Source organism: Roseibacterium elongatum DSM 19469 (assembly GCF_000590925.1).
Lineage (GTDB): Bacteria > Pseudomonadota > Alphaproteobacteria > Rhodobacterales > Rhodobacteraceae > Roseibacterium > Roseibacterium elongatum.
This window is the reverse complement of sequence record NZ_CP004372.1, coordinates 994,602-1,006,803: the sequence shown is the minus strand read 5'-3', so window position 1 is coordinate 1,006,803 and position 12,202 is coordinate 994,602. Positions and strand designations below refer to the sequence as shown.

General features: G+C 66.4%; 8 protein-coding genes. 3 read left to right on the top strand and 5 right to left on the bottom strand.

Annotated elements, in window-relative coordinates; all coding sequences use genetic code 11:
• The first annotated feature begins 5 nt into the window (after positions 1 to 5).
• Together ROSELON_RS04780 and gltB are read left to right on the top strand one after the other, a co-directional pair.
• Positions 6 to 428: a GFA family protein gene (locus ROSELON_RS04780; RefSeq protein ID WP_025311290.1), complete on the top strand. Its 423-nt coding sequence runs from the start codon at positions 6 to 8 to the stop codon at positions 426 to 428.
• Positions 425 to 4,969: a glutamate synthase large subunit gene (gltB, locus tag ROSELON_RS04775; RefSeq protein ID WP_025311289.1), complete on the top strand. Its 4,545-nt coding sequence runs from the start codon at positions 425 to 427 to the stop codon at positions 4,967 to 4,969. Before ROSELON_RS04780 ends, gltB begins: the two co-directional genes overlap by 4 nt.
• Before the next feature lie 62 nt (positions 4,970 to 5,031).
• Here the strand turns inward: gltB and serB are convergent, their stop codons facing one another.
• Positions 5,032 to 5,907, bottom strand: a complete 876-nt coding sequence (gene serB, locus ROSELON_RS04770) for a phosphoserine phosphatase SerB (protein ID WP_025311288.1) — start codon at positions 5,905 to 5,907, stop codon at positions 5,032 to 5,034.
• A 119-nt stretch (positions 5,908 to 6,026) separates the two neighbouring features.
• Here serB and ROSELON_RS04765 point away from each other — a divergent pair, with 119 nt between their 5' ends.
• Positions 6,027 to 7,508, top strand: coding sequence for an alpha/beta hydrolase (locus tag ROSELON_RS04765; protein WP_025311287.1), 1,482 nt, complete (start codon positions 6,027 to 6,029; stop codon positions 7,506 to 7,508).
• Positions 7,509 to 7,513: 5 nt separating this feature from the next.
• Here ROSELON_RS04765 and ROSELON_RS04760 read toward each other — a convergent pair whose 3' ends face one another.
• Genes ROSELON_RS04760 through ROSELON_RS04745 form a run of 4 tightly spaced genes read right to left on the bottom strand, consistent with a single transcriptional unit; the run spans position 7,514 to position 12,185 of the window.
• Entirely contained in the window at positions 7,514 to 8,047 is a 534-nt protein-coding gene (locus ROSELON_RS04760; RefSeq protein ID WP_025311286.1) for a pyridoxamine 5'-phosphate oxidase family protein, read from the bottom strand.
• A complete protein-coding gene (locus tag ROSELON_RS04755; protein WP_025311285.1) occupies positions 8,040 to 9,095 on the bottom strand; it encodes a lipocalin-like domain-containing protein in 1,056 nt (351 codons plus the stop codon). The genes ROSELON_RS04760 and ROSELON_RS04755 overlap by 8 nt, the downstream gene beginning before the upstream one ends.
• Positions 9,095 to 11,536, bottom strand: coding sequence for an FtsX-like permease family protein (locus tag ROSELON_RS04750; protein WP_245605413.1), 2,442 nt, complete (start codon positions 11,534 to 11,536; stop codon positions 9,095 to 9,097). Before ROSELON_RS04750 ends, ROSELON_RS04755 begins: the two co-directional genes overlap by 1 nt.
• Positions 11,502 to 12,185 carry an ABC transporter ATP-binding protein gene (locus ROSELON_RS04745; protein ID WP_084613855.1) on the bottom strand — a complete coding sequence of 228 codons (684 nt, stop codon included), beginning with the start codon at positions 12,183 to 12,185 and terminating at the stop codon, positions 11,502 to 11,504. Before ROSELON_RS04745 ends, ROSELON_RS04750 begins: the two co-directional genes overlap by 35 nt.
• Positions 12,186 to 12,202 lie beyond the last annotated feature (17 nt).

Genomic DNA, 12,202 nt, shown 5'->3' with positions numbered 1-12,202 from the left:
GCGCGATGAGCGGTCTGGAGGGTACGTGTCTGTGTGGGGCTGTGTCGGTCTCGGTCAGCGCCTACACGCCCGAGGTGTCGGCCTGCCACTGCCGCCTGTGCCGGGTGTGGTCGGGGGCCGTGCAGATGGGCTTCGAGGCGCCGGTGGACGCTGTGCACGTGCGCGGCGATGTGCGCCGCTATCGCGCGACGCCCTTTTCCGAGCGGGCCTTTTGCCCGACCTGCGGCACCGCCCTGTGGCTGAAGGACGACACGGGCGGCTACGAGTTCGTGCCGGGCCTGTTCGACGGGGCGCGCGAGCTGCCCCTCGTCCGAGAAGTCTATGCCGACCGCGCCTTTGCCTGTGTGCCGCTGGCCGGCACGCATCCCCGCGTATCGCGGGCCGATTATGAACGCATCAACCCCCACGTGGAGGGAGACACGCCATGACCAAATATGATGCCGATTGGGCCGCCGCCGAGCAGGCCAAGCGGGAGTGGATGGCCGAGAACGCCATGTTCCGCGAAGAGGACGAGCATTCCTCCTGCGGGGTGGGCCTTGTCGTGTCGATCGACGGCAAACCCAGCCGCGCCGTGGTGGAAAACGGTATCAGCGCGCTCAAGGCGATCTGGCACCGCGGCGCCGTCGATGCCGATGGCAAGACGGGCGACGGGGCCGGCATCCATGTGCAGATCCCGGTGCATTTCTTCTACGATCAGGTGCGCCGCACGGGCCACGAGCCGCGCATGAACGAATTGATGGCGGTGGGCCAGGTCTTCCTGCCGCGCAACGATTTCGGCGCGCAGGAAACCTGCCGCACGATCGTCGAGTCCGAAGTGCTGCGCATGGGCTATTACATCTATGGCTGGCGTCACGTGCCGGTCGACATCACCGTGCTGGGCGAAAAGGCCAACGCCACCCGCCCCGAGATCGAGCAGATCATCATCTCGAACTCGAAAGGCGTGGATGAAGAGACGTTCGAGCGCGAGTTGTATGTCATCCGCCGCCGCATCGAAAAGGCCGCCGCCGCGGCGCAGGTCGGGCAGCTGTATCTGTGTTCGCTGTCCTGCCGCTCGATCATCTACAAGGGCATGATGCTGGCCCAGGACGTGGCCGAGTTCTATCCCGACCTCAAGGATGAACGATTCGAGAGCGCTTTCGCGATCTATCACCAGCGCTATTCGACCAACACGTTCCCGCAGTGGTGGTTGGCGCAGCCGTTCCGCATGCTGGCCCATAACGGCGAGATCAACACGCTGAAAGGCAACGTCAACTGGATGAAGAGCCACGAGATCCGGCTGTCCAGCGCGTATTTCGGCGAGATGGCCGAGGATATCAAACCGATCATCGCGCAGGGCGCGTCGGATTCGGCCGCGCTGGACGCGGTGTTCGAGGTGCTGGTGCGCGCGGGCCGCTCGGCGCCGATGGCCAAGACCATGCTGATCCCCGAGGCCTGGAGCCAGACGGCCAGCAAGTTGCCGCAAGCGTGGCAGGACATGTATTCCTACTGCAATTCGGTGATGGAGCCGTGGGACGGCCCCGCCGCCCTGGCGATGACCGATGGCCGCTGGGTCTGTGCCGGGCTTGACCGCAACGGCCTGCGCCCGATGCGCTATGTCGTGACGGGCGAGGGGCTGCTGATCGCCGGGTCCGAGGCGGGCATGGTGCCGGTGGACGAGGCCACAGTCGTCGAGAAAGGCGCGCTGGGCCCCGGTCAGTTGATCGCCGTGGACATGGCCGAACAGAAGCTGTTCCACGACACCGAGATCAAGGACGCGCTGGCCGCCAGCCGCCCCTTTGGCGACTGGGTGGGCAAGATCACCGATCTGGCCATCGAGACCAATGGCGTGACGGAAACCGCGATCTTCGAGGCCACCGAACTGCGCAAGCGGCAGGTCGCGGCCGGCTATTCCATGGAAGAGCTGGAACAGATTCTGGCCCCGATGGCCGAGGACGGCAAAGAGGCCATCGCCTCGATGGGCGACGACACGCCGGCTGCGGTGCTGTCGAGCATGTATCGCCCGCTGAGCCATTATTTCCGGCAGAACTTCAGCCAGGTCACGAACCCGCCGATCGACAGCTTGCGCGAATACCGGGTGATGAGCCTGAAGACGCGGTTCGGCAACCTCAAGAACGTGCTGGACGAGGATAGCAGCCAGACCGAGATCCTGGTGCTGGACAGCCCCTTCGTCGGCAATGCGCAGTTCGACGAGATGGTGAAGCATTTCGGCGCATCGCTGGTCACGATCGACTGCACCTTTCCGGTGGGGGGCAAGTCGGGCGCGCTGCGCGACAACCTGGCCCGCATCCGGCAAGAGGCGGAAGATGCCGTGCGCTCGGGCGCCGGACATATCGTGCTGACCGACCGGTTCCAGAGCGAAGATCGCGTGCCGATGCCGATGATCCTCGCCACCAGCGCGGTGCATAGCTGGCTGACGCGGCAGGGGCTGCGGACCTTCTGCTCGCTCAACGTGCGCTCGGCCGAATGCATCGACCCGCACTACTTCGCGGTGCTGGTCGGTTGCGGGGCCACGACCGTCAACGCCTATCTGGCACAGGACAGCATCGCCGACCGTATCGAGCGCGGCTTGATCGACGGCACGCTGACCGAGGCGATGGCGCGCTACCGCGCCTCGATCGATGCGGGTCTGCTCAAGATCATGTCGAAAATGGGCATTTCGGTGATCTCGTCCTATCGCGGCGGTCTGAATTTCGAGGCCGTGGGCCTGAGCCGCGCGATGGTGAACGAGTATTTCCCCGGCATGCTCAGCCGCATTTCGGGCATCGGGGTCAGCGGCCTGCAAAAGAAGGTCGAGGAAGTCCATGCCAAGGGCTGGCAGGGGGGCGCGGACGTGCTGCCGCTGCCCATCGGTGGCTTCTACAAGGCGCGGCGCTCGGGCGAGAAACACGCCTGGGAAGCGCAGACCATGCACATGATGCAGATGGCCTGTAACCGCTCGTCCTACGAATTGTGGAAGCAATATTCGAAAAAGATGCAGAGCAACCCGCCGATCCATCTGCGCGATCTGCTGGACATGAAGCCGCTGGGCGAGCCGATCAATATCGAAGAGGTGGAAAGCATCACCTCGATCCGCAAGCGTTTCGTCACGCCGGGCATGTCGCTCGGCGCGCTGTCGCCCGAGGCGCACAAGACGCTGAACGTCGCGATGAACCGGATCGGGGCCAAGTCGGACAGTGGCGAGGGCGGCGAAGACCCGGCGCATTTCGTGCCGGAGCCCAATGGCGACAATCCGTCGGCCAAGATCAAGCAGGTGGCCTCGGGCCGGTTCGGCGTCACCGCCGAATACCTCAACCATTGCGAAGAGCTGGAAATCAAGGTCGCTCAGGGCGCCAAGCCCGGCGAGGGTGGGCAGCTGCCGGGGATGAAGGTCACCGACCTGATCGCGCGGCTGCGGCACTCGACCAAGGGCGTGACGCTGATCTCGCCGCCGCCGCACCACGATATCTACTCGATCGAGGATCTGGCGCAGCTGATCTACGACCTCAAGCAGATCAACCCGCGCTGCAAGGTGACGGTGAAACTGGTGGCGTCGTCCGGTGTCGGCACGATTGCGGCCGGTGTGGCCAAGGCCAAGGCCGACGTGATCCTGATCTCGGGTCACAATGGCGGCACGGGGGCCTCGCCCGCGACGTCGATCAAATATGCCGGTCTGCCATGGGAAATGGGCCTGACCGAGGCGCATCAGGTTCTGGCGATGAACAAGCTGCGCGACCGCGTGACGCTGCGCACCGATGGTGGCCTGCGCACGGGGCGTGATATCGTGATGGCCGCGATGATGGGGGCCGAGGAATATGGCATCGGCACCGCCGCGCTGATCGCGATGGGCTGCATCATGGTGCGCCAGTGCCAGTCGAACACCTGCCCCGTGGGCGTGTGTACGCAGGACCCGGCGTTGCGTGAAAAGTTCACCGGCAACGCGGACAAGGTGGTGAACCTCATCACCTTCTACGCCCAAGAGGTGCGCGAGATCCTCGCCTCGATCGGGGCGCGCAGCCTCGACGATGTGATCGGGCGCGCCGATCTGCTGACGCAGGTCAGCCGCGGGGCGGCGCATCTGGACGATCTGGACCTGAACCCGATGCTGATCACCGTCGATGGCGCTGATCGGATCGTCTATGACCGCTACAAGCCGCGCAACGCCGTGCCCGATACGCTGGACGCGCAGATCGTGAAGGATGCGCATCGGTTCCTCGAAGACGGGGAAAAGATGCAACTGTCCTACGCGGTGCAGAACACGTTGCGCACCATCGGCACGCGCACATCCAGCCACATCGTCAAGAATTTCGGGATGCGCAACCACCTGCAGCCCGATCACCTGACGGTGAAGCTGGAGGGGTCGGCCGGTCAGTCGCTGGGCGCCTTTGCCGCGCCGGGCCTCAAGCTGGAGGTGTCGGGCGATGCCAACGACTACGTGGGCAAGGGTCTGTCGGGGGGCACGATCGTTGTGAAGCCGCCTCAGGTCAGCCCGCTGAAGGCCGATGACAACGTGATCGTGGGCAACACGGTGCTGTACGGGGCCACCGATGGCTACCTGTTCGCGGCCGGACGCGCGGGCGAACGCTTTGCCGTGCGCAATTCGGGCGCCAAGGTCGTTGTCGAGGGCTGCGGCTCGAACGGGTGCGAATACATGACCGGCGGGGTTGCCGTGATCCTGGGCTCCATCGGGGCCAATTTCGGGGCCGGCATGACCGGGGGCATGGCGTATCTCCATGACCCCGAGGGGCAGACCGGCGTGAACATGAACATGGAAACGCTGGTGACCTGCCCGGTGACGGTGGATCATTGGGAACAGCAGCTGCGCGGCCTGATCGAGCGCCATGCCAAGGAGACGGGCAGCCGCAAAGCCGCCGACATCCTGCAGCACTGGGACCTGGAGCGCGGGAATTTCGTTCAGGTCGTGCCGAAAGAGATGCTGGACAAGCTGGCCCATCCCGTGGGCATCGAGGCGGGGGCCGTGCCGGCCGAGTGACGCCACGCCCTTGCGCCAACCAGTTAGAACGGCCCCGTGCAGCCCGCTCGGGGCCGTTTTCGTCAGGCGGTGACGAACTCGTCGATGGCATAGCCCTGCAGATAAAGCAGTGCGCTCAGATCGCCATGGTTCACCCGGTGCGGGGCCTTGGCCTGAACGGCGGGTTTGGCATGCAGGGCCACGCCGGTGCCGGCAAGCTCGATCATGCCGAGGTCATTGGCCCCGTCGCCCACGGCGATCACATCGGCCGGGGTCAGGCCTAGGCGCGCGCTGATCTCGTGCAGGGCCTGCACCTTGGCATCGCGCCCCAGGATCGGGCGGGCGACATCGCCGGTCAGGATGCCATCCTCGGCCAACAGCGTGTTGGCGCGGTGCTCGTCAAAGCCCAGTGTCGCGGCAACGGCGGTGGTGAAGGCCGTGAACCCGCCCGAGACAAGCGCGGCATGGGCGCCGTGGGCCTTCATCGTCGCAATCAGGGTCGCGCCCCCCGGAATCGGGGTGATGCGCTTTTCCAGCACCTCGGCGATGACTGTTTCGGGCAGCCCCTTGAGCAGTTCCACACGCTCGATCAACGCCCCTTCGAAGCCAAGCTCGCCATTCATGGCGCGCGCCGTGATCTTGGCCACGCGGTCCCCCACCCCGGCCTCGGCGGCCAGTTCGTCGATGCATTCCTGCCGAATCATGGTCGAATCCATATCGGCCAGCAGCATCTTCTTGCGCCGTCCCGCGCTGGGCTGGGCAATCATGTCGACACCTTCGCCCTGCAGGCTTTCCCAGACCGAGTCGATGTTCGAGGGCAGGCGTGCGACCTCGAACTCGGCGGCGTGGTTCGGGTTCAGCCAGATGGCATCGCCGCCGCCCATGGCATTGCGCAGGCTGTCCACCAGGGCAGGGTCGAGATACATGGCTGAATTGGTGATGAGCGTGATGGTATGCATCGGACCGGCTCTGTTATGGACGTTCGCCGCAGCGTAAAGCATGCAATCGCGCAAAGGGCCAGTGGTTCAGGGGCCGGGCCACGCTAGGTCTGCCCCGAGGTGAAAGGGTGAGGTACAGGGTGACACGCAGAGCAATTTTGGCGGTGCTGGCCGGTTTGGCCATTCTGGTGGGGCTGATCCTGTTGGAGCGCCCGCGCGCCGGCCTGGAGATCATGCATATGGATGTCGGCACGACGCCGGTCACCGTCATGCGCCAGCCCCGGGCAGAGGCACCAGTGGTGATCGTCACCCACGGTTTTGCCGGGTCGCGGCAGTTGATGGAGGCTTATCAACTGACGCTGGCGCAGGCGGGATACATCACCGTCAGTCTCGATTTCGAGGGGCATGGCCGCAACCCGGTGCCGATGTCCGGCGATGTCACGGCGGTCGGGCCGGGCGGCACAACACAATTGCTGATGGACGAGATCGCCCGTGTGACCGAGGCGGCGCTGGCCCTGCCGGGCGCCGAGCCGCGCGTTGTCTTGCTGGGGCATTCGATGGCCTCGGACATCATCGTGCGGCAGGCCATGCGCGACGACCGGGTGGCCGGGATTGTCGGCTTGTCGGTGTTCAGCCAGGCGATCACCGAGGAAAGCCCCGAGAACCTTTTGATCGTCAACGGCGCATGGGAAACCATGCTGCGTGAAGAGGCCCGCCGCGTCATGGCCGGGCTGGACGCCGCCGAGGGCGAGACGGTTGGCACCCCGGGCGAGGGGTTTGCCCGCCGTGCCGTGGCCGCCCCGCTCGTCGAGCATGTGGGCATCCTGTATTCGCCCACGGCCCTGCGCGAGGCGCGCGCCTGGCTGGACGCGACCTTTGACCGAGAAGGCGGCGGGCCGGTGGCGGCGATCGGGTGGCCCATCCTGCTGACGCTGTTCGGGATCGTCCTGTTGGCGCGTCCGGCCAGTGCGCTGCTGCCGTCCGGGCCGGCCCCCTGGGCCCCATCGCGACGCATCTTCTGGCTGTTGGCGAGTGTGCCCGCGATCGTGACGCCGTTGATTCTGGCCCTGTTCGAGACGCGCGTTCTGCCCGTGCTGGTGGCCGATTACCTGGCGCTGCACCTGGCCCTGTATGGCGCGCTTGTCCTGATCAGCGCGGCGTGGTTCGGCGGCCTGCCGGCGCGGCGCGGATGGATCTGGGGGCTTGCCCTGGCGGCCTATGGTTTGCTGGCCTTTGGCGGTGTGATGGATCGCTACGTGGCCAGTTTCGTGCCGGTTGCCGGTCGGTTGCCGGTAATGGCGCTGATCCTGCCTGGGGCGATTTTGGCGATGCTGGCCGATGCGGTGCTGCTACAGGCGGGTCAGGCGCGGCCATGGCGGCGCTGGGTGGCGCGGTTGGCCTTTCTTCTGTCCCTCGGGCTGGCCGTGGCCCTCGATTTCGAGCGACTGTTCTTCCTGATCATCATCTTGCCAGTGATCGGCCTGTTCTACGCGAGCTTTGGCGTGATGGGCCGTTGGGTCGGCCAGCGCACGGGATCGGTGCTGGCGATGGGTCTGGGCCTCGGGCTGGTGCTGGGCTGGGCGCTGGGCGTCAGTTTTCCGATGTTCGACCCGTCGCTCTAGCCTGCTCAGGGGGCAATCCACTGTCCCTGCCAGCCGGTTTCGGCGGTATAGAGCGCCCGTTGATGCGGGTCGGCCAGAAGCAGGGCGTCGATCTGCGTCACCTGACACCGGATCAGGGCAAAGCGGCTGGCATCGGGTGTGGGTGGCTGGGTGTGCGGCCCGGCTGTGCCCGGCGCGGGGCCACCGTAATTCGCCTGTGCCTCGGGCGGCAGGGCGGCGAAAAGGGCCGGATCGCCCGGTTCGAGACGCGCCAGACCCCGCGCCCTGATCTGCAGCCGCGCCTTGGGGATCCAGACATGCAGGGCGATCAGGGGATCCCGGCGGATTTGCGCGTATTTGGGCGAGGCGGCGTCGGTGTGCAGATCGAGGCGTGCGCTGTCGCGGTGGGCGGCGCGCAAAACCAATGTGCGCATGTCGGGGCCGTCGGGGCCGATGGTGGCGAGCGTCGGGTGCCGGGCGGGATGTCTGCGGTCGGACACGCCGCGTGACAGATGGCCCCAGACCATGTCGAACATGCCTGTCAGAGTCTGTTCACTCATAGCCCGTCATCTCCAGGTAACCGCGCCCCTCATGCGTGCCGGAAAAGGTTATCGGCCCTTCCCAATAGGCAAAGGACGTCTCCATCCAGCTGTCGGGGTTCAGGGCGGTGGCCACGATATTGAGATCGCGCGCGGGCAGCTCGAGGCGCCAGATGGTGGGGACATTGCGCCCGGCAACCGAATGCGTGCCCAGCGGTGTCAGCCGCAAGGCCCCATCGGGATAGGCGGTGGTGGTGCCATCGGCCTCGATCCAGGTGGCCGAGGTATACAGCCCGCCTCCCGCCTCGCGCAGGCCAAAGCCCATCATGCGCCCGCCATCTGGAAGCTGCAGGGAAAACCAATCCCACCCCCGCTGATTTTCCGACAGCGGCTGCGACGACCATTCCCGGTCGAGCCAGGCATTTCCCGAGACCTCGACCGGCCCATCGGGCAGGGTGATCGTGCCGCTGACGCGATAGAAAGGCTGCGAGTAGTAGTAGCTGGCTTGCCCCTCGGCCGATTTGACCGAGTAACCTCCGTCGCCATGAAAGACGAGCGGCCCAGTGGCCGACAGGTTCAGGTCATAGGAAAACGTGTCCCCGCGCGCAGATAACGACAGGTCCGACAACGCATCGTCCCCGGTCTCGGCGCGCGAGGTCATGTGCCAATCGTCGATCCAGGCGCGGAACGGCTCGGCGGTGACACCGGCCTGCCCGATGCCGCCGCGGGCAAGGCGTTCGGCGCTGACATGCAGGTCGGGCGTGGTGATGGCAGCATGCCCCATGAAGAGTTGCGGGGCCTCCCACCCCTGGGCCTCGCGCGGGGCCAGGGCGCTGCGAAACAGGGTCCATTGCGCGCCGTAGTCCCGGCCATCGGCCCCTTGCAGCGTGGCGGTCAGATACCACCACTCGATGCGATACTCGGGGTGCGGCCCGTGATCGGTGGGAAATGAGAACTCGGGTGTCGGGTCGGGCACGGCGAACCCGTCGGCCGTGGTGCCCAGACCGGCGAACCCCTGGGCGTTGAGCGGCGTCGCCAGGGCGACAAGGAAAAGGACAAGGCAGCGCATCATCGTTCCTGTGCAAAGACTTGCAAAAGGCGTGCGGGCGGGATTCGGGCCAGCCGCAGCGCGGGTAACAGGGCGGCGAGGCTGGCCGCCAGAAGCGACAGGAGAAACAGCCGCAGCCAGTCGCCCGGAAAAACCTGCAAGGGCAGACGCCAGCCGAATGCCTCGACATTGACCACGGCCAGAAGGACCCAGGCCAGCGCCACGCCGACCGGCAGCGCCAACAGCCATGTCAGCGCCGCCAGAACGAGACTGCGCGCCAGTTCCGTGCCCGCCAGGATGCGGCGCGGCAGCCCCACGGCCCAGACCGGCGCCAGTTGCGGCAGACGCATGGTGGCGAGCGTCAACAGGCTGGTCAAAAGCGCAAGACCGGCCACCCCGAGCGTCAGCACGTTCAGTGCGCCCGTGACGCGAAAAGTCTGTTCGAACACGTCGATCGAAAAGCGCTTGATCTGTGCCTGGTTACGCACCGCCTCGGCGGGAAGGCCGAAGGTTTCGCGGAGATCCGAGGCCAGGTCGGGCGCCTGCGCGGGGGGGATGCGAATGGCGAAATTCGACACGTCGACAGCGGGGAAACTGGCGCGAAAGAGGTCGAGGCCAAGAATGACCTGCCCGGTCGGATTGCCGTAATCGGAATAGACTCCACCGATCGGCAGGGTCAAAGCCTCGCTCAGCATGACCGGATCGCCCAATCTCAACCCCTCGCGGCGGGCCAGCTGTTCATTGACCAGTGCCACCTCGCCGGAAAACAGCCTGTCCCACGTATCGTCCGTTGCGTCGAGCAGGGGCCAGTGATCGCGGTAGGTGGCATGATCGGCCATGCCGAACACGTCCCCCGGCAGGCCGAACAGGCGCAGATCGGTCGAGACGATGGGCAGGACGGCCTGCGCCCGCGGGTCCAGCCAGGCCGCGATCTCCCCGGCCTGGGTCGGGTCGTTGGCGCGCACATAAAGCTCGGACGCCAGTCTCTGGTCCAGCCAACCCAGGAACGTGGCGCGGAACGACCCCACCATGGTCGAGACCCCAATATTGGCCGCAAGGGCCAGCAACAGGGCCATGAGCGCCAGCGACAGGCCCGGGATCTGCTGGCGCATGTCGGCCAGGACCCATTGCGAAAACGGGCCGTGCACGCGTGTCTCGACCGTTTTCAGCGCCCATGTCAGCAGAACCGGCAGCGCCAGCGCCGCGCCAACCAGCAAAGCGGCCAAAGCGGCGAACCCGGTCAACAGGCCCGTGCCGAACAGGATCAACCCGCCCGAGGCCGCCAGAAGCGCCACCGCCGCCAGCCCCTGTGCCCGGATGGTGCGGGCCGAGGCCTGCGCCCAGGCCCGCGGCTGGGCGGGTGACAGGATCGGCATGCGTGCCGTGCGCAACATCGCCTGCGCGGCGGCGGCCCCGGCGCCCACAAGGGTGATCCCGAGGGCCGATATGGCCCAAACAGGGTCGAACGACAGGGTTCCGGGCACATTCGCGCCGTAAAGACCGCTGAGCGTGCCGGCCACACCGGGCATGAGGGCCGCCGCGATCGCATAGCCCAGGACGACCCCGACCAGACCCGACACAAGGGCGATGGCGGCAATCTCGACCGCCAAGGCCAGCAGCAGGCTGCGCAAGGGCAGGCCGATGGCCCGCAGGGTCCTGAAGCTGCTGCGGCGCTGCTCGAACGCCAGCCCGATGGCCGCATGGACGATGAACAGCCCCACCGCAAAGGACAACAGGCCAAAGGCGGTCAGGTTCAGGTGAAAACTGTCGGTCAGCCGCCCGATATCGCTGGCCTCCTGTGGTTGCGTCACGATCAGGTCGGTGACGTCAGACAGAGGCGGCAGACCCGCGGGCTGTTCCGGCGCGACCAGCAGGAACGAGGGGTCGTCCTGCCCGATCAGGCGCGCCGCGGTCGAAATGTCGGTCAGGGCGGCACCGGGGGGCATCCCGTCGGACAGGCGCAGGGGCGGCAGACCGGGGGGCAATGGCCCCGCCGCCGTGTCCGGCGAGACGATCAGGATACCCGGCGCGGTGAAGAACGCCGCCAAATCGAGATCGCCGTCAAGGGCCGGGCCCTGCGCCTCGGCCGGGGCGGTCAGCGAGTCGATCCCCTGAACGCGCAAGCGCGCGTCCGCCGTGCGCAACTCGCCCGCAATGACGGGGGAGACCTGGTATCCAGCCTGTCGGAGGGCAAGAAATTCGGCCAGCGGCACCGGCTGCCCGTCGGCACGTGACAACCTCGACAGGCTGTCCTGCCCCAACGTTTGCGCCGCGCGATCGTAGCTGGCGCGGGCCTCGGCATTGATGGCCTGCACACCCGACCAAAGCGCGGTGGCCAGAGCCAGCCCAAGGGCCAGCATGGCAAGCTGCCCGGGGCGGCGTCGCCAATGTGAAAACAGGCTCTGCAATGCGGTATAGAGCATGATTTCAAACGCTCGTATCGGCCGGTGCGATCTGGCCATGGCTCAGGTGAACGCGCCGTGACAACAGGTTGGCAAGACGCGTGGAATGGGTGACCATCAACAGCGCGGCATCGGTTTCCGCCACGAGGTCGAGCAAAAGGGCCAGCACCGTGTCGCCGGTGGTTTCATCGAGATTGCCGGTCGGTTCATCGGCCAGGATCAGCGCCGGTCGCGCGGCCAGGGCGCGTGCGATGGCGACGCGTTGTTGCTGACCGCCCGACAGCTGTTCGGGATAGCGTGTGGCAACGGCCTGCAGGCCGAGACGGTCGATCAAACGCGCGCACAGGTCAGGATCGGGCCGCCCGGCCAGACGGGCCTGCAAGCTGATATTCGCCGCCACGCTCAGCGACGGCACGAGGTTGAACTGTTGAAACACCAGTCCGACCTTGTCACGCCGCAACGCGGCGCGGGCAGGGTCGCCGAGGGCTGCAAGCTCGACCCCGTCCATCCGGATCGAGCCTGTGTCCGGGGCATCGAGGGCTGCGGCCAGATGCAACAGCGTGCTTTTGCCCGAGCCGCTCTCGCCCGTCAGGGCCAGGGTTTCCCCGGCCGTCAAGGTCAGGTCGATCCCTTGCAGGACGGGAACCGTCCCCTCGGACCCCGTGTAGGACTTGTGCAGGTTTGCGATGTGCAGAAGTGGCGTTGTCATACCCGGCCACATAGCAG